This window comes from Rhodanobacter soli (genome assembly GCF_040548735.1).
Taxonomy (GTDB): domain Bacteria; phylum Pseudomonadota; class Gammaproteobacteria; order Xanthomonadales; family Rhodanobacteraceae; genus Rhodanobacter; species Rhodanobacter soli_A.
On the sequence record NZ_JBEPSD010000001.1, the window covers coordinates 81,114 to 102,510 of the forward strand.

Sequence of the window (21,397 nt, forward strand, 5' to 3'; positions counted from 1 at the left end):
ACCGGACAGGGATGCCCCGCCAGTTGCCGCAGTGCGCGTCCGCATGGCCGTGCTGATGCTGTTCGCCTGCGCATGCGGTGCCGGCACGGCTGCGGCGACCACCACGCAGACGCTCGCGACAGGCTGGCGTTTCCGCCTCGCACCCGGATCGGCCGCCGCGCAGGCGCATCCGGAAGCGGTGGCATGGCGTGCCGCCCACGTGCCGGGCAGCGTGCAGACCGATCTGCTGGCCGCCGGTGCGATCGGCGATCCGTTCCATCGCGACAACGAAGCCTCATTGCAGTGGATCGGCCTGGCCGATTGGCAATATCAACTGCCGCTCGCGATCGATGCGACAACGCTGCGGCATGCTCATGTCGAACTCGTTTTCGACGGTCTGGATACCTTCGCGGACGTCTCGCTCAATGGCCACCCGCTGCTGACCGCCGACAACATGTTCCGGCGCTGGCGCGTGCCGGTGAAAAACATGCTGCAGGCTGGCAGCAACACCCTGCTGGTCACCCTGCATTCGCCGATCACCCGGCTGCAGCCCTGGCTGCTGAGGCAACCGTATGCGTTGCCGGGCGAATTCGACTCCGCATTCGGCGACGAGCCGAAAGGCAAGCAGACGTCCAACTACGTGCGCAAGGCCAACTACCAGTACGGCTGGGACTGGGGGCCGCGCTACGTCACCGAGGGCATCTGGCAGCCGGTGCGCCTGGAAACCTGGGACGACCTGCGGCTGGCGGATGTCCACATCGTCCAGCAGCATGTCGATGCGGACGTCGCGCAACTGCTGGCGCAATTCGACATCCATGCCGACCACGCCGGCAAGGCCCAACTGCGGCTGACCTGGAGCGCGCCGGACGGCAGCCGCCGCAACGTGATGCAGGAGGCCTCGCTGGAAGCAGGCGACAACCGCCTCGACCTGCCGCTGCGCATCGAACGCCCGCAGCGCTGGTGGCCTGCCGGCTACGGTGCGCCGAATCTCTACCATTTCCACGCCGAAGTGGTCGTCGCGGGCAAGGTCGTCGCCAGCATCGAGCGCGATACCGGCCTGCGCAGCGTGGAACTGCGGCGTCAGCGCGATCGCTGGGGCCGCAGCTTCGCCTTCGTGGTCAACGGCGTGCCTGTCTTCGCCAAGGGCGCCAACCTGATTCCGTTCGACAGTTTTCCCGAGCGCGTCACCGAGGCGCGCATGCGGCAGGTCCTGCAGTCCGCGCGCAACGCCAACATGAACATGCTGCGCGTATGGGGCGGCGGCTACTACCAGAGCGATGCGTTCTACGCGATGGCCGACCGGCTCGGCCTGATGATCTGGCAGGACTTCATGTTCGGGGGAGCGGTGCCGCCTTACGACACGGCATTCCGCGAGAACACGCGGATCGAGGCGACTGAACAGGTCATGCGCCTGCGCGACCACCCCAGCATCGTGCTGTGGTGCGGCAACAACGAGGTGCAGACGGGCTGGGAATCCTGGCCCGACCGGAAGAAGTTTGCGCAAGCCATCGGGCCGGCCGAACGCGCGCGCGTCGAGAAGGGCATGCGCACCCTGTTCGGCGAAACGCTGCGCGGCGTGGTGCAGCGCTACACGCCGGACGTACCGTACTGGGCCAGTTCGCCGAGCACGGATTTCGACGGACCGGCCAACGTGCCGGATGACGGCGACATGCACGTGTGGGATGTCTGGGCGGGCTCCGCGCCGATCGAGGACTACCTGAAGACCACGCCGCGATTCCAGTCCGAATACGGCCTGCAGTCGTTCCCGGCGATGGCGACGATCCGCAGCTTTGCCGCGCCCGCCGACCTGTCGACGGATTCGCCGGTGATGCGCGCGCACCAGAAGTTCGACGGCGGCAATGGCAACCAGCGCCTGCTGTTCTACATCCGCAAGTACTACGGCGAGCCGAAGGATTTCGCCTCCTTCGTCTACCTCAGCCAGGTGATGCAGGCGGAGGGCATCGAGCTGGCCGCCGACCACCTGCGCAGCGCGCGGCCGCAAAGCATGGGCTCGCTCTACTGGCAGCTCAACGATGTCTGGCCTGGCGCCTCGTGGTCCAGCATGGATTACTTCGGCCGATGGAAGGCGCTGCAGTTCCACGCGCGCCGTTTCTATGCACCGGTACGGGTGGCGCCGATCCGTCGCGACGGACGCACCGACGTGTTCCTGATTTCCGATCGGACCACGCCGTTTGACGCGCAGCTGCGCACGCGCGTGATGGACGTGGATGGGCGGCTTCTGCACGAAAACACCGAACCCGTGCAGATGCCCCCGCTGGCCAGCATCCGCGCTGCCGAGCTGGCCGATGCGGCGCTGCTGCAGGGCGCCGATCCGCATCGCAGCTTCGCGGTGTTCGAGCTGGTCGAGCAGGGCAGGCCAGTGTCACGTCACCTGTTGTATTTCGAGCCCGCGCTGACGCTGCAGTTGCCTGATCCCGACCTGCATGCCGAGCTTGCCGACAGCGGTCACGGTATCGTGCTGAGCGTGCGCGCGAAGCGTCTGGCGCGCGAGGTCTGGATTGATTTTGGTTCGCTGGATGCGCAGGTTTCCGACAATGCGTTCGACATGCTTCCCGGCGAGCGCATCGAACTGCAGATCATCGGCGCAACCAGTATCGCGTCGTTGCGCGACGCACTGCATGTACGTTCGATGTTCGACGCCACCCTACGTCACCGCACACCGACCACCCTGGAGACCGCTCGGCCATGATCATCTCTCGCCGCTCCCTGCTGAAGCTGATGGCCGGCGCCGCCGGTGGCGTGATGCTGGGACGCGTGCCGATGGCACTGGCTGCGCCGCGCTACGTGAGCCAGCGTCCGCCGCCCGGCCAGCGCAAGTTCGTCAGCTCGGCCGTGGAAGCGCTGATCGTACGCACCAAGGCGAAGATCGGCGATCCCGAACTGGCCTGGCTGTTCGAGAACTGCTACCCGAACACGCTGGACACCACGGTGCAACTGGGCAGCCTGCGTGGCAAGCCGGATACCTTCATCGTCACCGGCGACATCGATGCAATGTGGTTGCGCGATTCCTCCGCACAGGTGTGGCCGTACGTGCCGTTGGCGGCGCACGATGAACCCCTGCGCCGGCTCTTCCGCGGGCTGATCCGGCGCCAGGCGCTGTGCATATCGATCGACCCGTACGCCAATGCGTTCCTGCCCGATCCGCAGGCGAAAACGACATTGTCGTGGGCGCAGCAGGACCTCACCGACATGCATCCGGGCGTGGCCGAGCGCAAATGGGAGATCGATTCGCTGTGCTATCCGATCCGGCTGGCGCATGCCTACTGGCGCGCCACCGGCGACCGCGAGCCGTTCGATGACGACTGGCGCGCCGCGATGCGCACGGTGCTGGCTACCTTCCGCGAGCAGCAGCGCAAGCACGGCCGCGGTCCGTACCACTTCCAGCGGTCATCGGCCAACCCGACCGATACCCAGTTCCTCGACGGCTACGGCAATCCGGCCCGCCCCGTCGGGTTGATCCACGCGATGTTCCGGCCCTCGGACGACGCCTGCATCTATCCGCTGTCGATCCCCGGCAACCTGTTCGCGGTGAGCTCGCTGCGGCAGTTGGCGGAACTGACGGTGGCGTTGCACGACGACCGCGCTTTCGCTTCCGGATGCACGGCGCTGGCCGACGAGGTCGAGCAGGCGCTGCAGAAATTCGGCGTGATGCACGACGAGCACGGCAACGCGTTCTGGGCCTATGAAGTCGATGGTTACGGCAATCAGCTGTTCATGGACGACGCCAACGCGCCGGGTTTGTCGAGCCTGGCCTACCTCGGCTGCTGCCGCAGTGACGATGCGCGCTACCGGCGCAGCCGCGAGCTGGCCTGGAGTGCGCGCAATCCGTATTTCTTCCGCGGCCGTGCGGCGCAGGGCATCGGTGGTCCGCACGAGGGCTTGCGCATGATCTGGCCGATGTCGATCATCATGCGTGGATTGACCAGCGACGACGGCGGCGAGATCGGCCAGTGTCTGCACTGGTTGAAGACCACCCACGCCGGCGCCGGCTTCATGCACGAGGCCTTCGATCAGGACGATCCGGCACACTTCACCCGCCCGTGGTTCGCCTGGGCCAATACCCTGTTCGGCGAACTGATCGTGCAACTGGCAGCGCAGCGGCCGGAACTGCTGCAGCGCGCCTGAATACAGGACTCGCAACGGAGAACGCAGCATGGTGACACGCAGACGTTTCCTGCAGGGAGCAGCGGCATTGGGCCTGCTCGGCAGCCGGCTCGAACCGCTGGCGGCATTCGCGACGCCCCGTACCGGTGGCGCGGCGTCTCCGGCACCCGAACCCGATGGCTTCGCGCGGCACGTCGATGTCTTCATCGGCACCGGCGGCCACGGCCACGTCTATCCGGGCGCCACGCTGCCGTTCGGCATGGTGCAGCTCAGCCCGGATACCAACGACGCGGGCTGGGATGCCTGCTCGGGTTACCACCAGGGCGACGGCTCGATCATGGGTTTTTCGCATACGCACCTGAGCGGCACCGGCGCCAGCGACATGCTCGACGTGCTGGTGATGCCAGCGCAGGGCCCGGTGCTTCTGCAGCCCGGCGCCCGCGGCCTGCCGGAGCAGAACTACCGTTCGCGCCACGACGGCGCCGCCCATGCCGGACTCGCCGCCGACAGCGTGGCGCAGCCCGGGCCAGGCTACCGCTCGCGCTACGACCGCGAACAGGCGCAGCCGGGCTACTACCAGGTGCACCTGAAGAACCACGACATCGTGGCCGAGCTCACGGCGACACTGCGCGCAGGGCTGCATCGCTACACGTTCCACGGCGGTGGCAGCGGCCACCTGCTGGTCGATCTCGCGCACGGCTATCACGATGACGCGGCGGTGCCGTGCAAGGTCAGCGATGCGCGGCTGAAACTGATCGGCACCGACACCCTGGTCGGCGAGCGCCGCGTGCACCAGTGGGCCGGCGGCCGGCACATCCATTTCGCGATGAAGCTGTCGCGCCCGGTCACGCAGGCCACGCTGTACGCCGAGGATGCGGCGCTGCCCGCCGGCACTACCGAAGCGCACGGCACGCATCTGAAGGCCGCGCTGCACATCGACCACATCGCCAGCGAGCCGCTGCTGGTCAAGGTCGGCATTTCCGGCGTCGACGTCGCCGGTGCCCTGCGCAATCTCGATGCGGAGATGCCGGGCTGGGATTTCGAGCAGGTGCGCCGCGCCGCCGCGGCATCGTGGGAACGCGAGCTGGGCCGCATCCGCATCGACGCGGTGTCCGAAGACGTGCGCCGCATCTTCTACACGTCGCTCTACCACACGATGCTCGCGCCGACCCTGTTCAGCGACGTCGACGGCCGCTATCGCGGCATGGACCTGGCCGTGCACCAGCTGCCGCAGGGCGCCCACAACTACAGCACCTACTCGCTGTGGGACACCTACCGGGCGCAGCACCCGCTGCTCACGCTGTACCAGCCGGACCGCGTGCCGGACCTGGTCAACGGCCTGGTGCGGATGGCCGGCGAGAGTCCCGACGGCCCGCCGGTATGGCCGCTGCAGGGCGTGGAGACCGGCTGCATGATCGGCTACCACTCCGCGGTGGTGGTGGCCGAGGCGCATGCGAAGGGCTTCGCCGGCATCGACTACGCGGCGGCGTGGCCGCTGTTCCGCAAGCGCGCGATGGACGACGATTACCGCGGCCTGCCGTTCTACCGCAAGCTCGGCTACATCCCCAGCGACAGGGAAGGCGAGGCGGTCAGCAAGACACTCGAATACGCCTACGACGACTGGGCCGTCGCGCACCTGGCCGACGCCGCCGGCGCGCATGCCGACGCCACGCGGCTGCGCCACCGCTCGCGCAACTACCGGCACGTGTTCGACCGCAAGCTGGGCTTCGTGCGGCCGCGCGCCAGCGACGGCCGCTGGCTGGAGCCGTTCGACCCGCGCGGCATGGGCCACGCCGCGAAGTGGCGCGACTTCACCGAATCGAACGCGTGGCAGGCGAGCTTCCTCAACCAGCACGACCTGTACGAGTACATGAAACTGTTCGGCGGCGAGCAGGCGTTCGAGCGCAAGCTGGACGCGCTGTTCAGCACCAGCTCGGCGCTGCCGGCCGACGCGCCACCGGACATCGCCGGCATGGTCGGTCAGTACGCGCACGGCAACGAGCCCAGCCACCACGTGGCCTATCTGTATGCGTACACCGGCGCGCACCACAAGACGCAGGCCCGCGTGCACATGCTGCTGGAAAGCATGTACGAAGCGCAGCCGGACGGGCTCGCCGGCAACGAGGACTGCGGCCAGATCAGCGCCTGGTACGTGCTCAGCGCGCTGGGCCTGTACGCGGTCGACCCGGTCAGCGCGAACTACGTGTTCGGCAGCCCGCTGGTCGACCGCGCGGAGGTCGAACTCGCCGCCGGGCGCAGGTTGACGGTGCTGGCGCCGGGCAACGGGCCGCACAGCCCGTACATCCAGTCGGTCAGCTGGAACGGCCAGCCGTGGAGCCGCAGCTGGATCAGCCACGCCGAATTGGCCACCGGCGGCACCCTGGTCTTCGAGATGGGCGGCGCGCCGAATACGCAGTTCGGCGCGGCCCCGGCGGACCGGCCACCGTCGTTCGGCAAGGCGGCCGGCTAGGGCGCCGTATCGACCAGCACCAGTTCGGCGTCCTCGATCGCGCTGATGTGCAACGTCGCCTCGTTGCGGATCGCGGCGCCGTCGCGGGCGTCGAGCTTCACGCCATTGATGTCCACCTTGCCGGTGGCTGGCACCAGGTAGGCGTAGCGGCCGGAGTCCAGCGCGTACGCGACGCTTTCGCCGGCCTTGAGCGTCGCGCCCAGCACGCGTGCGTTGGTACGCAGCGGCAGCGCCTCGGTGTCTTCCTTGAAGCCGCTGGCCAGCACCACGAAACGTCCCGAGCGATCGCCCTTGGGGAACGGCCGGGCCCCCCACGACGGCGCGCCGCCGTTTTCGTCGGGGATGATCCAGATCTGGAAGATGCGCGTGGTCTCGTTCTCCAGGTTGTACTCGGCGTGGGTGATGCCGCTGCCCGCGCTCATCACCTGCACGTCGCCGGCCCCGGTGCGGCCTTCATTGCCCAGGTTGTCCTTGTGGCTGATCGCGCCTTCGCGCACGTAGGTGATGATCTCCATGTCCGCATGCGGATGCGGCGGAAAGCCGGTCTGCGGCGCGATGGTGTCATCGTTCCATACGCGCAGCGCGCCCCAGCCCATGCGCTTGGCATCGTGGTAACCGGCGAACGAGAAATGGTGCTTGGCGTCGAGCCAGCCGTGGTCGGCTCCACCCAGGCTGGCGAAGGGTCTGCGTTCAATCATGGTGATTCTCCCGGTGCTGTGTCGCGCCGGCTGGCGCATGGCCGGCAACATAAGGCCGTGTGCGGCAACTTGAAATGATCGGCGAGGAAACGGATTGTTGCCGGATTGCAAACTGACTGCGCTTTGCCGGTTCAGGATCGCCTTCGCGCCTTGCACGGTCTCGCGCGGTGGACGGTGCCTGCCTTGCAGCCATGGTGCTCCAATCCATGACCTTTGGCCCTTCGGCAGGCGGCTCGGAGCAGCTTAGGCTGATCGTGGCGAACTGGTATGTTTTGCCAGGGCTGGATGTGGTGGAAGGGGAAAATACGGGGACCCAGCCGACGCTTGAACAATGCCCATTTCGGAATGCCATGGCCTCAGCGCACGACAAGTGCAAGGAAGGGGGCAGTCGGGCCATGGCGGAAACATCGTGACTGCCTTGAAAATCACTTTGCAAACGAGCCGATCGACGGACGATCGGCAGGCTCACTCGAGTTGAGCCTCTACTGGATAAAATCAGGGAGTTCCATGAAAAACAGCAGGTATCTCAAGATCAACCACCCCAAGCGCCGCGCGGGGTTCTCCCCATGGGGACTGACCATGGCAATCGCCTTGGTTGTCTATGGCACGACGGGACTTGCTGCGGTTCACGCGCAAGCCACCGTTGGCAGGGTTTTTGGCTGGGCCCCGGCAGGCGAAACCATCACGGCGCACAGCACATCCGGCATCCGCCGTCATGCCAAGGCAAACGCCAAGGGTCGCTACACCATCGGCGCGTTGCCGATGGGGGTCTATGTGGTGACGTTGGAGAAGGACGGGAAAGCCGTCGACACGCGTTCGAACATCAAGCTCACCGTGGGCGGTGGCGCCGAAGTTGATTTTGCGTGTGCCAACGACCAATGCGCAGCACCGGCAAGCGACTAGCCGGGCCGTAGCGCCTGTCGCGCCACGGCGTGCCCAGTGCTGAAAGGCGCTGGGCACGCCGCCATCCGCGCGGTTCGCGAGCGGGCATCACCTCACCAGTCCGTGGGCCGGTAATCCTTCAGGAACTGGCCCCACACGTGCTCGCCGGTGTTGATGCCGTGGATGATCGGGTCGACGATGCGAGCGGCGCCGTCGACGATGTCCAGCGGCGGGTGGAAGCGTTCCTGCAGCACCTTTTTCGCGGCCAGCTCGACGGGGTCCTCGTCGGTCACCCAGCCGGTGTCGACGCTGTTCATGTGGATGCCGTCGTTGTGGTAGTCGGTGGCCGAGGTGCGCGTCATCATGTTCAGCGCGGCCTTGGCCATGTTGGTGTGCGGGTGGCGGGTGGTCTTGAAGCTGCGGTAGAACTGGCCTTCCATCGCCGACACGTTGACGATGTGCTTGTCACGCTCGGGCGTGCGCAGCATCAGCGGCTTCAGCCGCGCGTTGATGATGAACGGCGCGATCGCGTTGACCAGCTGCACCTCCAGCAACTCCACCGACGGTACTTCGGCCATCAGCAGCCGCCACGAGTTGCGTTGGCGCAGGTCGATCTGCTGCAGGTCCTGGTCCAGCCGGCCTTCGGGGAACAGGTGGCTCTGCGCCAGCAGCTCTTCCGGCAGCAGCGGCAGCTGCGACAACTCGGCAGCGCGGCTCAGTCCCGGCAGATCGGAACGGCGGCTGGCCAGCGCAGTCGCACCGGCCTCGGGCAGGATGTTCGCGCCGCGCAGGCCTTCGTAATGGCCGACCAGCCGGCGCACGTGCTCGGGCAGGTCGTGCAGCGCCGCGGTCTCGCCTTCCATCATGTGCGCGTAGAAATCCGGCGGACGGCGCACGGTCTGGCAGGCGTTGTTGATGATGAAGTCCAGCCGCGGCCGCGTAGCCACCAGTTCCTGGCAGAACGCCTCGACGCTGGGCGTGTGGCGCAGGTCGAGGCCGTAGACCTGCAGGCGGTGGCCCCATTCGGCGAAGTCCGGTTCGGCCGCATAGCGCGCCGCCGAGTCGCGCGGGAAACGCGTGGTGACGATCAGCTCGGCGCCGGCGCGCAGCAGCTTCAGGCCGGCCTGGTAGCCGATCTTCACGCGGCCGCCGGTGAGCAGCGCCACGCGGCCGTGCAGGTCGGCCAGTTCGCCACGCTTGGCGTAGTTGAACGCGGCGCACTCGGGGCACAGCTGGTCGTAGAAGAAATGGATCGTCGAATATTTCTGCTTGCACACGTAGCAGTGTTTCGGCTCGATCGACTCGCGCGGCTGCGCGGCATCGACCTCGGGCGGGATGTCGTGCGGCAGGAAGCCTTCCGGCACGAACGCGTTCGGCGTGGTGAACACCGGCTTGCGCCGCAGTGTGCGGATGCCGGTCTGATTCAGCACGGTCTCCTCGGCCTCGATCTTGTGGGCGTGGCGCGCCTTCTCGGCCGCCTTCAGCTTGATCCGGCGCGCCACCGGGTCGGGGTGGTAGACCTGCGCCACCGCCTGGTGCAGGCGCTGGCGGTCGTCTGCCGGCAACTGGTCCAGCAGCTGGCGGTCGGCCGCCACCGATTCCAGCAGTGCCGCCGCGGCGCGCAGGCGCTCCAGCAGCGCGGCATCCGCGTCGTCGGGCAGGGGCGTGGGGGCAGGCGTGATCGTCAAGAGGGTCATCCGTAGTCGAGGAGTAGAGGGCAGGCGCGTCGCCAACCGCCTATTTTGCCTGCTTTTTGACCGGGCTTCGGAGAATGTGAGCCGGAAGCCCGGATCATCCGGCCCGAACCAGGCAGACCCGGGGTTCAATTATTGCGTGCCAACGCACACTTTCATGGCACGGGTGATGCAAAAGTGGCCCCGTGGCTGTCCAGGCGGGACGGCATGAATATCCGGGCAGGGCGGGGCGCTGGCAGAGTTGAGCGTCGTGACCGTCCACAGCGACGAAGGTTGTTTTTGTGAGTGTGTCGATAACCGCAAGTGAGCGTGTGCAAGAGGCCGCCATGGCCAAATCTGTCGCTGTGAACGTTCCACCCGTCGACGCCCTGCTGGGCGACCTGCCTACCGCGCATCGCGCCTTGCCGATCGGGCGCCGAATTGCCGGGCAGGGTTGCCACGGCACGAAAGTCGATGCGCTCTCCGGCGGTGCCGGCCACAGGATGCGCGTCCGCTTCATCTATTTTCCGACGATCGACGACAACGACCACCGGGTGGCCTATCACCAGCACCTGATGGTGGCCGAAGTCCTGCTTGGCCGCGTACTCGCCGCCCGCGCCGCCGGCCTGCGGCCGATGGCTCCCTCGCTCGACTACGCCGCCGAGGCGCGCGCCACGGTGCGGCCGCCGCAGGCCATGTTCCATCCGGCCACGCTGGAATACCGCCGCTGGTACCGCGCCGACGGCACGGCGCGCGCACAGCCGTTGACCCAGGAAGCGCTTTCGCTGCGGCTGGCCGCCACCGACGACCTGCCGATGAAGGAAGCGCGTGCCCGGGTCGCGCAGCGCTCGCATGCCTTGCCGGCGCTCGACCAGGCGTGGCTGATCGACCGCCGCAGCACGCCGCTGGAACAGCGTCCGCTCAACCAGGTGGAATGCCGCGCCCTGATCGACGCCCTGGACGGCGTCTGGCAGTCGTCGGCCGGTGCCTCGCACGTCGAACGCGCGAACCGCCGGATCGCGCTGCGCGTGGCCGCCGTGCTCGGAAGCCTGCTGGATGAATACGTCGCGTCGCCATTCAAGTCCGCTGCCCTGAGCGAAGCCTTCAACGAGCACCACCTGGCCCATCTGCGCCAGACCATCGAGAACTCCCGCCAGGCGGAATCCGCCTCGGGCACCTTGCTGGCCGGCCCCAAGGCCTGGTTCGCCGCCAAGACGGCACGGATGCGTGCCGAACACCAGATCGGCCTGGCCATGTCGCCGGCGGCATCCACCACGATGCGCCTGTCGGGACGCCCGGTGGTCGCCGTGGTCGGCGGTCGCCTGCACACGTTCGTGGACGGCCGGCGTCCCGGCGCCCGCCTGGCGCCGGCCGTGCCGGTCTACGCCACGTTCGGCTGAACGTGAAGTCGTTCCATCCCTGACCCATCCGGTTGCCAACGCGACTGCCGGAGGCATATCTGCGTCTTCCCCCCCTGAATCCCGCGCTCGCATCCCCGCCGGCCTGGTTCGCCCGGCGACTGCAGACACAGCGCGCCTGAGCCGTAAAGCTCCGCTCGCGCCGAGCTTGTCCCGAATGCCAGTCGATCGTCCGCCCCCTTCGGCCCATCCCTCGGCAAGCGGAAGGGTCCGGATTCACGGAGTACGAAAGACGGCCAGCTTGCCGCGCAGGAACGTCGCGGCGTCGATGCTGTGGCCATCGGCGAAGCGGATGGTGTACCGGGTTCCGGATACCGACGAGCCGGTGGCGCAGTAGACGATGAAGTCGTCCACGGTCTTCACCCGGCTGCCGGCGAAGCGCAGCTTCAGGCGCATGTGCGTGGCTGCCTGCTCCGCGTCGTAGGCGCTGCCGTTGCGGATGAAACTGGCGTTGTGCAGGGTGGCGACCGTGCTGATCAGGTAGTCGATTTTCTGCTGTTCGGTCGGTGGCGACGACACGGGTTGCTGGGCGAGTGCGGGCGTCAGCAGCAGCGCGAACAGCAGCCATGCCAGCGCCCTGGACAGGCACGCGGGAACTGGTCCGCCGAAAGGGTGGTGTATTGCGGAAAGCATGGGACGGGATCCTTTCATTCGGCTGCCCTAGAGCAGACTTTCCAGCGGCAACAGCTTGAGCATCTGCACTTCGATGCGACGCTGGGTGGTGGCGCCGGGGTCGCGGTCGTAGCTCACCGGTTTGCCGTCGTCGCTGGCCTGCCATTGCATGGCGCCGCCGTCCGTCTTCAGGGTCACGTGGTAGGCAACGGCGGGCAACGTGGCGGTGTCGAAGAACTGGGTCACCGCCGCGGCCAGCGGCGGGCAATCGACGATGAGGCCCATCTCGGTGTTCAGCAGTTTCGAACGGGCGTCCATGTTCATCGAACCGATGAACACCTGCTGCCGGTCCACCACGATCGCCTTCGCATGCAGGCTGACCCCGGACGAGGTGCCCCCCACGGTGGCGGGTTGGGCGGCTCCGGCGGCGGGACGCAGTTCGTACAACTCCACGCCACCTTCGAGCAGCGCACGGCGGTAGCGCGAATAGCCCGAGTACACCGCCGGCTCGTCGTTGGATGCGAGCGAGTTGGTCAACACCTTCACCGTGACGCCGCGCGCCGCGAGTGCGGCGAGATATTGCGTGCCGCGGTCGCCCGGGATGAAGTACGGCGAAATCAGCAGCAGCTCGTGCTGCGCGCCGTCGGTCAGTACCTTGATGTCCGGACCGATGCGCAGCTGCGGCTGGTCTTTCCCGGCGTCGATCTTTTCCGGCTGGTCGGCGACCAGACTGGCCGGTCCCCAGAACCACTTGCCCGGGCGGTCGGCGGAAGCACCGTGGGGCAGCTCGTCCAGCGTCGCCTGCGCATAGTCCGACTGCGCGAACACGCGCGCGTCGTGCGCCAGGTCCACCCGCAGCTTCGCCAGGTCGTAGTGGTCGGCATGCTTGCCGCTGAAGGCTTTCACCGGGTAGGCGGCGTCGCAGTTCCAGTACTCGTCGAAGGCCTGCGACGCCTGCTTCACGACCGGCCCGATCGCTATCAGGTCGAGGTCGCGGAAATTGGTGCTGTCGCCGGCATCGAAATAGGCGTCGCCGATATTGCGGCCGCCGACAATGGCGACGTTGCCGTCCATGATGAACGACTTGTTGTGCATGCGGCGGTTGAGCCGGTGCGCATCCAGCAGGAACTGGGTGGCTCTGGAGAAGAAGGATGGTTTTTTCGTGGCAAACGGATTGAACAGCCGCACCTCGATGTTCGGGTGGGTATCCAGCGCGTCGAACATGTCGATCGCCTCGCCCGCGTTGATGTCGTCCACCAGCAGGCGCACGCGCACGCCGCGATCCGCCGCCGCCAGCAGCCGCTGTGCCACCAGGCGCCCGGTCGCATCGTTGTCGAAGATGTAGTACTGCAGGTCGAGCGCATGCTGCGCGTGGTCGGCCAGCGCCACCCGGCTCATCAGTGCATTGGTGCTGCGCGTGAGCAGACGGAAACCGGACTTGTCCTGGTGCTGCTTCACCTCAGCATGGACGTAGCGCGCGCCCGCCGTGGCCGTGGTCGGCGGCAACGCCTTCGAAGGCGGCTTGACCATTGCCGCCGGCGGCGAGCAGGCGCCCAGCACCAAACCCGACACCGCCAGTGCAACCGTCGTCATGAAACGCCGCATGTCCACACCGCCTGTCTGCTGTAACCCGCGACCCACCTTGGTCCGACTTCGAGGCCGGCGTATTGCCACACTCTGCGCAGACCGCCGTGAACGCGACGCGACCGGCCCGCGGCTGCGACCCGGACTCGTTCGCCCCGAGCCTCCTGAAGGGCGTTGCCGAGATCCCGGACCCATACGTGCGCCGCGTCACCCCATCAGCGCCCGCCGCTCCGGACAGGAGTTGCCCTCACAGCGCCACGGCGAACTTCACCATGACCTGGCCTGCCTTGTAGCTGCGATTGAACTGGTAGTCGTAGGTGCCGGCCAGCGACCAGCGGTTGCCGCCGGCGATCAGCAAGCCCGCGCCCAGCTCGGCCAGATCGCGGCCCGGCTTGACCCCGGTGGCGGTGAACGACGGCCCGCCGCTGGCGAACTGCGCGGTCTCGCTCACGCTGCGGCCGCTGAACGAATGCAGCCAGTTGGCATGCATCTCGGGGCGCACGGTCAGGTCGCCGGAGGTGGCCAGGTCGCGGGAGAATTTCACGCCCAGGCCGGACTGCAGGAAATGGTACGTCTGCGCATCGACCGCCAGGTTGACCGAGTTGCCGCCGAACTCGCGGTAGCCGGGCATCTTCATGCGGGTGTACTGCACGGTGGCCGTCGGCGTGATCACGCTGCGTCCATCGCCCACGTAGAAGTGATATCCGGTGGCACCGAACGCGGTGTACTGGTGACCGCTGTAGTCGGCGCGCGCCGTCTCGTCGATCCCCGGGAACGCGACCCGGCGCGAGCTGGAATAATCATCCAGTCCATAGACCAGAGCTCCGTTGACGAACCACGATCCCGGCGCATAACCCAGATAGGCAGTGGCCTGGTAGGAGCGGATATGGCCGCGGCTGGCCGAGTCGAGGCCGTCGAGCGTGGAGCGGGCGTACCTGACGCCGACACCGGCCGTGGTGGCCGGGCTCAGCGGGAAGTCCACCGCGAGCATCGCGCCTTGGCTGTTGTCGGTATAGCCCTCGTAGCCCTGCCTCCCGCGTTGCGTGCCTGCATAGCCGAACGCCGCGCCCCACACCTGCGGGCGCCGCGTGTCGGACTGGCACGCCGCGGCGTCATCCCGGCGTGGCCGGTTCCGCTCGTCGGTTGGGTCGCGCTGGTCGCACGCCGGCCGGATGGCTTCCATATGCTCGGCCCACAGCCCCTGGAACTGCTGGGTGACGCGGTAGCTCGCCTGCGGCGAGGCGAGGCTGACGGCACCTGGCTGGAGCTGCGCCAGCGCATCGGCAACGCCGGCGGCATCCGGCAGCAGTGTGATCGCCGTCAGCAGCGGTACGGTAGCCGGCGTCAATGGCAGCGCGTCGACGATCGGCGCAATCACCGGGGCCGTGGGATTGCTTACAGGGGCTACCACCGTCGCCAGCGGAATCTGCGTCGCAATGATCTGCACCTGGCCATTCGTGGTGGGAGCGGCCGAAAACAGGTAGCGCGTGGTGTTGCTGGTCGCGGTCACCGTGCTGCCACTGGTGCCGCTGGTGGCATCGACGATGTTGAAAATGCTGCCCACCGGGATCGGCCCGGTGACCGTCACGTTGACCTGCAGCGCGTTGCCGATGGTGGCCGCGCCGACCGGCACGATCTTGCCGTATAGCGTGGGGCTGAAGATCGTGGTGTTGATGGTGCCGGCCACCGGAATCTTGAAGGCGCCTGCCACATTGAGCGTGTTGGTATCGAGCGTGTAGGCCGCGGCATTCGCCTGACCGGTGATCAGTGCGTTGCCGCCGACCACGTTGATCTGTTTGAGCCCGCTGGCGGCACCCACGGCACCATCCACAATGCTGTCGGCATGCAGCGTCAGCGTGCCGGTACCGGCCCCCGCCGTATTGGTGATCGCGGCCTTGACGGTCTGGCCCGCGGCGACATTGATGAAGCCGTCGCCGGCAAAATCCATCGTCGAGCCGGTGTTGCTGGTGAAGCCGCCGTTGAAATTGACCGTGCCGGTGCCGGCCAGCGAGAACGTGGTCGCGTAGACCGGGCCGTTGAAGCTGACCGTGTTGGCGTTGCTGCCGGCGGAAATGCCGAGGAAGGTGCTGCCGGTCGCGCCGACGAAGCCGGTCACCGTGGAACTGCCGGTGAACAGGATGCTCGCCGTATTGGCCGCGTCGGTGGTGATCGCGCCGCCGGGGTCATTGCCGGTGTTGATGTCCTGGTTGCCGACAGTCAGCAGACCAGGGCCTTGCGTATCGACGCCGCTGGCCACGCCCACCGGGCTGACCACGCCGGGCAGCACGACGACTTCACGGGCCACGGTCATCGGCAGCCAGGCCAGCATGGTCGTGCCGAGGAGGGGAATCAGTAGAGTTTTTTTCACGGGGAGTGTCCTGCAGGATGGATGAACGAAGCTTGCGGCGGTGCCTGGCCCACTGGGTCAGCAGGTGCTCGAAACGCTCGTCAGTCCCCGTTTGGCGTATCACCCCGGAGGTAAACGTGTGGAACCACGCACTCGACATCTTTCACCGCCGAATCGGCGATGTTTCCGTGCAGATGGTTTTCTGCATGACCGGATGGAAAGGCATGTCCGACGGATGCCGCCGCACGCGTGTTTCGGTGGCTCGCGTGAAGGTCTGGTGTCGGGTGGGGCACGATGCGAAGAACGCCAGGGTCTGCCCGGCTGCATTCATCGCGATCATGTGGGGAGGGATGTGGGTGCAACGGAGCGCAGTACGCACGAGACGGCGTGATGCGGGCGTGCATGGGCTAAATCGCACCATCGTTCGTCTTCGGCACGCAACGTTGCCGCGCACTGCGCGACCGTCGAAGCAGTTCAGGGAGCACGGGAAGGCCGTTCGCCGTGAGCCTGTCGAAGGAAGAACAGACTGCCGGCCGCCGACCAGGCATCCCTGATCGATCGCCGCAACACTCCGCTGGAACAGCGTCCGCCCCGCGTACCTCAGTGCACGTAGTTGAAGGCCACCGCCGGCGTGATCGTGGTCGAGGTGTTGTGCCCGCCGGTGATCACGCGGGTGCCGAACAACACGCCAAGCCTGGGACTCCAGCTGTATTCGATCGCTGGGGCGAAGCCGAACGCTTCGCTGGAACGGCCGTCCAGGTGCAGGGCAGGCAAGCCGCCAGCCTCGTCGCCGCGCACGCGCGCACCGTGGCTGCGCCGGTAGGTGACATCGAGCGCCAGCACCCAGCGCTGGCTGAGGCTGTATTCCCAGGCCGCATTGACGAAGAACGAACGGCCGGGCCGGGCGTGTCCGCGGAAACCGTCCGGCGTGCCGTAGACGCTGGCGTCCTCGATCTGCGCCCGCGCCGAGAATGACTGCGCCACGTTGAAGCGCATGCGCAGGATGCGGCCGTTGGACAGCCAGAAATACATCTGTGTGTTGACCTGCAGCGTGGTGGTGGTGGCGCCGCTGCCTAGGCCATTGCCGGGTCGCCGACCCAGCCGGTCGTACTTGCCGGTCGGCAGGGTTTCCTGCAGCTGCAGCGAGACCGTGGGCCGCGAACTGCCCGCTGGCACATCGGTCAGCCGGTACTGCGCCTGCACGCTGACGTCGCCCAACCCGATGCCGCTGCTGTCGCCAGGGCCGTCCATGCGGTTGTAGCCCAGCACCGGCACCAGGCCGACCGTCAGCCGGTCGGTGAGGCCGTAGAGCATGTAGGTGAGCGAACCGTAGCCGTCGGCGTGCGGCGAGGACACGTCATAGACATAAGGCTCGATCAGGACGTGGCCGCGCGGCAGGGTCGCCGCGGAGTTCGCCAGCATCGGCCCGGTCCACCAGGCATCATCCTGCGACTGGCGCGGCGTCGACGCCGCGGACAGCGGGGTGACGGCGCGGGACGGTACGTCCTGCGCCAGTGCAGCGAGCGGCAACAGGGCAGCGCAGGACAGGCTCCATGCCACCCAGCGCAAACAGCGCTGGTGCGGAGTTCGATAGGCTGCCGGCTGCATCGTCATGGTTGTCCCGTGTCGTAGTCTGAAAACGGTTCGGCGCCGGCCAGGTCCGTATCTTCCGCGGAGTTGCCTGCCGGCTGCGCATCACACGCCATCGCAGCGTCCGGCGCCTGTGCCGGAAGGCGTGCCAGCAACATCGTGGGGGCATCAGGATCGGCTTTTTGCACCGGCCGCGCACTCCGTTTCTTGCGCGCGATGGCGCGGCGCCGACAGGCATGTCGCCCGCATCGTGCGGCGCCGGCCTTGCGCCACTTGCCGCGAAGACACTATCCTCCGCTTCCCTTCCACCCAACCGCGCGAGGTCGAGAGTGCCATGAATGTTCAAGCCCCGATTTCCGCCGGGTTGGCGTCGCGCTGATACAAGCGCCCCGGATGGCCGTCCATCGGCCCATCCGTTTTTCCCTGTTGCGTTGACCCCGGCGTTTCCGTTCGACCTCCCGCAAGGGCGGTCGCCACGTCTTGCCATTGTCATGGGGTTCCACGCATGCCGATCCAGAATTTCACGCTGCACCAGCTCGGCTGGCAGCCGGGCTACGCGCAACATCTCACCCTGCAGGATTTCGAGGCGGGCTACCCGGCCCGCGTCGTCGCCGTGCATCGCAACGGCCTGGCCGTGCTGTCCGCACGCGGCGCGGCCACGGTCATCCTGCCGCACGGCCTGGCCGCGGCAGTCGAACCCGCGGTCACGGTCGGTGACTGGCTGCTGATCGAAACGGACGCGCCGCGCGTGCTGCGCGTGATCGAACGGCGATCGCTGGTCGCACGCATCGCGGCCGGTTCGGATCACCGCACGCAATCCATCGCCGCCAACCTCGACACCTTGTTCGTCGTCACCTCGTGCAACGACGATTTCAACCTGTCGCGGCTGGAACGCTACCTCGCCATCGCGTTCGAAGCCGGCGTCGAACCGGTCATCGTGCTGACCAAGGCCGACCAGTGCGCCGACGTCGAAAGCTGCCTCGACGCCGCGCGTTCGATCGCACCCGCCGTCGCCGTCGTGGCGATCGACGCCACCTCGGCCGCTTCCATCGCACCATTGGCGGCGTGGCTGGCAGCCGGACAGACCGTGGCCTTCGTCGGCTCGTCCGGCGTGGGCAAGTCGACCCTGGCCAACACTCTCCTCGGCAATGCGGCGCAAGCCACCAGCGGCACCCGCGAGGACGACGCCCGCGGCCGCCACACCACCACGGCGCGCGAGATGTTCGTCCTGCCGTGCGGCGCGTGGGTCATCGACACACCCGGCATGCGCGAACTGCAGGTCGGCGCCATCGAGGCCGGCATGAGCGCCGCGTTCGACGACATCGAGACGCTCGCCGCGCAATGCCGGTTCCACGACTGCCGCCACCAGGGCGACCGCGACTGTGCGGTGGAGGCCGCTGTCGCCGAGGGGACACTCGATGACCGCCGTCTCGCCAACTACCGCAAGCTGCAACGTGAAACCGCCAACGCCGCGCGCTCGACAAGGGAGCGCCGCGAGCACGATCGTCACTACGGCCTGCTGAACCGCAACGCGCAACGGCTGCAGCGCGAAAAGAAAGGGCGCGACTACTGACAGAACCTCCGCTGGCGAGGCTTTTTGCTCCACGCGCCGACCGGCGAGCTTCGGCCACGGAGCTTTCTGCTCCGGCATCGAAGCTCCGGACTCGGCGCGTGGGGCTTTTTTGTCCGTCGGTGGAGCTGCGGAACGGCAGCGCTGATGCTTTTTTGCTCAGCGCCGGAGTTATTTGCCCCGATGCCGAAGCTCCGGACTCCGCGCGCCAGGCTCAATGCCCGTCGACGGAGCCGCGGAACGGTAACGTTGAGGCTTTTTTGCTCGACGCTGGAGCAAAAAGCCTCGGCGTCGGGGTTATTTGCTCCGACGCCAGAGTGGGGAAGGGCAACACCGAAACTCTTTCGTCCGACGCCGGGGCAAAAACACTCGACGATGGCGTTCCGCGTCTCGCGCAAGAGGCCATGGGAACCGCCGTTGCGGCCCCGCGTACCGACGTCGCAGCGAAAAGCATCGGGCGTGGCCGGCAAAGCGTGAATGCCATCACGTTTTCGCTGCGCTATGCTCGGCCGGTATTCCGGGGGGAATGGATGACCATGCAGCGCTGGCTGATCGCCGCCGCCATCACCTGCGTCGCCGCTACAGGGTGTAGCGAAGCGCCAGACGGGAAAACGGCACAAACCGCACGCCGACCGCAACAGGCCGGCCAGGGCACGAACCCGCTGACCACCGCCGGCCATCTCGCCGGCGTCGAGGTTGCGGGCCTGAGCGGCGACCAGCGTGCCATGCAGGCGCACATAGACGCCATGCACAGGAACCTGATGCGTGACATGCGTCTGGCCGACCCGTCCCGCCGCATCAACCCCGAAGCCGCCCGCGCCGCCGTGCGCCCGCTGCAAGGCGTGCAATCCGCCGTGTGGATCGACAACGCCAACCTGCTGGTGATGGTCGGCGGCAGCCAGTACCGCAGCATGGCCACCATCGACAACGTCTGCCTTGCCTTGGAACCGCTGGGCGACACGCTGAGCGTGGTCGTCAACGTGCAGGACGTCATGGCCACCACTTCGGAAGGCGCGGACACGTTGTCACGGAATTGCCAGCTCGGGGCGGAGGAACGGGCGATGTTCCAGCAGAAGCGGCAGGTGGATGCTCTGGATCCGGACGTGCGGCGGGTGTTTCGGGCGCAGCAGGGCGCTAGCAAGTGAACCTGACAGCTTTTTGGTAGACCCGTTTTGGTATCGCCACAGTGCCACTGTCGACTATTCAATGTTTGTCGCGCTTCAAGGGAGTAAGAGCATGCCGATTTCAGACTCTGATGTACTCGATCAAGTCGAGGCTCATCTTCGTCAACCAAACCAGGCCTGGCTTCTAGGCGCGGGCATCAGTAGGGACTCAGGGGTGCCACTGATGTATCCGCTCACCACGCGGGTCCGCACTATGGCGGTTGGCAAGAATCATGAGGTTCTTCTGCAGGCATTAAGCGCGGAATTGGATAGCCGCGCGCACATCGAGCAGATTCTAAGTCAGCTTGGTGATTACACGGCCATCGCCGGACGATCTGGGGCGGGAACGGTGACGATCGGCGGTGAGACCTATAGCCAAGTCGCCCTTGAAAATGCTCATGCCGCGATCACGGAAGACATCGCCGAGACCATTCGATGGGGTTATATCGAGGCGCAGCCAGCGAATGATGATCATCAAGCCACCGACGAGCGCATCGGTACAGTAGGCGAACGCCTCACTACAGTGGATCTTCACCAAAAATTTGTCAGCACTCTTTTCGAGAAACTGCAGGCTGGACTTCACGAACGCCGTCGCCCCATAAATTTCTTCACCACTAACTACGACACGCTCCTTGAGGATGCCTTTGCGCTGGGACGATACCGTTACTGGGACGGCTTCTCAGGTGGCGCAATTGCATTCCTTGAACATCGATTTGGTGATTCCACTCCCTCGGATGGGTATCGAGCGAAAGTCATCAAGTTGCACGGGTCTATCGACTGGACGGCTGGGGATGGTGGTGAAGTTTTTCGAGTCCGCGAGACTGATGTCTATCCCACGCGAACCGGTCCGGTGCTGATTTATCCACAGTCGACCAAATACGTAGCGACCCAAAAAGATCCGTTTGCCGCACAGTTTTCGGAATTACGTCGGACCTTGCGCCCGCGCAAATCGGCCAGGGTCAACGGCGCACCGTTGAACCAGCGCGACACCTGCCACGGTGGCGCAAGCTGCCCTGTCGTCATGGTCTGCCTCCCGGAATGGAATGGTTCGAGTTTGTGCGCTCTGCGGGCGGTTCTCAAACGAAGGCGTCGTGCGTGTCGTAAAACGCGATCAGAAATTCCCTCGTCGATTGAATGCCCCTGGCCCGCAACTCCATCCGGCATGGATTGGGCGTACTCTGCCCTTCGTGGCCGCGCTTCGGGGGCGCACTCGACGACTTATGCACCGTAACCGCCAGGGCGGTCACGGGCACGGCGCGAGGGCGGGATCTGCCACCGGAATACGC

The 21,397-nt window shown here is 66.6% G+C and carries 14 protein-coding genes; 8 read left to right on the forward strand and 6 right to left on the reverse strand.

The window, feature by feature from the left end; translation table 11 throughout:
• Positions 1–43: 43 nt before the first annotated feature.
• Genes ABIE04_RS00415 through ABIE04_RS00425 form a run of 3 tightly spaced genes read left to right on the forward strand, consistent with a single transcriptional unit; the run spans position 44 to position 6,574 of the window.
• Complete coding sequence (locus ABIE04_RS00415) at positions 44–2,689, forward strand: beta-mannosidase (protein ID WP_354546628.1); 2,646 nt, start codon at positions 44–46, stop codon at positions 2,687–2,689.
• Positions 2,689–4,125 (forward strand): glycoside hydrolase family 125 protein, encoded by a 1,437-nt coding sequence (locus ABIE04_RS00420; RefSeq protein WP_436410369.1) that lies wholly within the window; start codon positions 2,689–2,691, stop codon positions 4,123–4,125. The genes ABIE04_RS00415 and ABIE04_RS00420 overlap by 1 nt, the downstream gene beginning before the upstream one ends.
• A gap of 28 nt (positions 4,126–4,153) precedes the next feature.
• Positions 4,154–6,574 (forward strand): GH92 family glycosyl hydrolase, encoded by a 2,421-nt coding sequence (locus tag ABIE04_RS00425; protein ID WP_354546630.1) that lies wholly within the window; start codon positions 4,154–4,156, stop codon positions 6,572–6,574.
• On the opposite strand, the gene ABIE04_RS00430 is transcribed toward ABIE04_RS00425, so the two are convergent.
• Complete coding sequence (locus tag ABIE04_RS00430; RefSeq protein WP_354546631.1) at positions 6,571–7,272, reverse strand: pirin family protein; 702 nt, start codon at positions 7,270–7,272, stop codon at positions 6,571–6,573. The two genes, ABIE04_RS00425 and ABIE04_RS00430, sit on opposite strands and share 4 nt — an antisense overlap.
• A gap of 507 nt (positions 7,273–7,779) precedes the next feature.
• Between ABIE04_RS00430 and ABIE04_RS00435 the strand changes: the two genes are divergently transcribed.
• The gene (locus tag ABIE04_RS00435) at positions 7,780–8,175 is read left to right on the forward strand and encodes a carboxypeptidase-like regulatory domain-containing protein (protein WP_354546632.1); all 396 of its coding nucleotides are present in this window, start codon (positions 7,780–7,782) and stop codon (positions 8,173–8,175) included.
• A 92-nt stretch (positions 8,176–8,267) separates the two neighbouring features.
• Here the strand turns inward: ABIE04_RS00435 and ABIE04_RS00440 are convergent, their stop codons facing one another.
• Entirely contained in the window at positions 8,268–9,851 is a 1,584-nt protein-coding gene (locus tag ABIE04_RS00440; RefSeq protein ID WP_354546633.1) for an SDR family oxidoreductase, read from the reverse strand.
• Positions 9,852–10,174: 323 nt separating this feature from the next.
• Here ABIE04_RS00440 and ABIE04_RS00445 point away from each other — a divergent pair, with 323 nt between their 5' ends.
• Complete coding sequence (locus ABIE04_RS00445) at positions 10,175–11,227, forward strand: hypothetical protein (RefSeq protein ID WP_354546634.1); 1,053 nt, start codon at positions 10,175–10,177, stop codon at positions 11,225–11,227.
• 234 nt (positions 11,228–11,461) lie between these two features.
• Here ABIE04_RS00445 and ABIE04_RS00450 read toward each other — a convergent pair whose 3' ends face one another.
• The 4 genes from ABIE04_RS00450 to ABIE04_RS00465 all read right to left on the reverse strand — a co-directional run bounded on the left by ABIE04_RS00450 (position 11,462) and on the right by ABIE04_RS00465 (position 17,402).
• Complete coding sequence (locus ABIE04_RS00450) at positions 11,462–11,878, reverse strand: DUF5329 family protein (protein WP_354546635.1); 417 nt, start codon at positions 11,876–11,878, stop codon at positions 11,462–11,464.
• 27 nt (positions 11,879–11,905) lie between these two features.
• Complete coding sequence (locus ABIE04_RS00455) at positions 11,906–13,450, reverse strand: phospholipase D family protein (protein WP_354546636.1); 1,545 nt, start codon at positions 13,448–13,450, stop codon at positions 11,906–11,908.
• Between the two features lie 238 nt (positions 13,451–13,688).
• Positions 13,689–15,809 carry an autotransporter domain-containing protein gene (locus ABIE04_RS00460; protein WP_354546637.1) on the reverse strand — a complete coding sequence of 707 codons (2,121 nt, stop codon included), beginning with the start codon at positions 15,807–15,809 and terminating at the stop codon, positions 13,689–13,691.
• Positions 15,810–16,388: 579 nt separating this feature from the next.
• The gene (locus ABIE04_RS00465; RefSeq protein WP_354546638.1) at positions 16,389–17,402 is read right to left on the reverse strand and encodes a transporter; all 1,014 of its coding nucleotides are present in this window, start codon (positions 17,400–17,402) and stop codon (positions 16,389–16,391) included.
• A gap of 481 nt (positions 17,403–17,883) precedes the next feature.
• Between ABIE04_RS00465 and rsgA the strand changes: the two genes are divergently transcribed.
• The 3 genes from rsgA (at position 17,884) to ABIE04_RS00480 (ending at position 21,342) form a co-directional block, all read left to right on the forward strand.
• On the forward strand, positions 17,884–18,951 hold the full coding sequence (rsgA, locus tag ABIE04_RS00470) for a ribosome small subunit-dependent GTPase A (protein WP_354546639.1): 1,068 nt from the start codon (positions 17,884–17,886) through the stop codon (positions 18,949–18,951).
• A 257-nt stretch (positions 18,952–19,208) separates the two neighbouring features.
• Complete coding sequence (locus ABIE04_RS00475) at positions 19,209–20,093, forward strand: hypothetical protein (protein ID WP_354546640.1); 885 nt, start codon at positions 19,209–19,211, stop codon at positions 20,091–20,093.
• Between the two features lie 91 nt (positions 20,094–20,184).
• Positions 20,185–21,342, forward strand: a complete 1,158-nt coding sequence (locus tag ABIE04_RS00480) for an SIR2 family protein (protein WP_354546641.1) — start codon at positions 20,185–20,187, stop codon at positions 21,340–21,342.
• Positions 21,343–21,397: the final 55 nt, after the last annotated feature.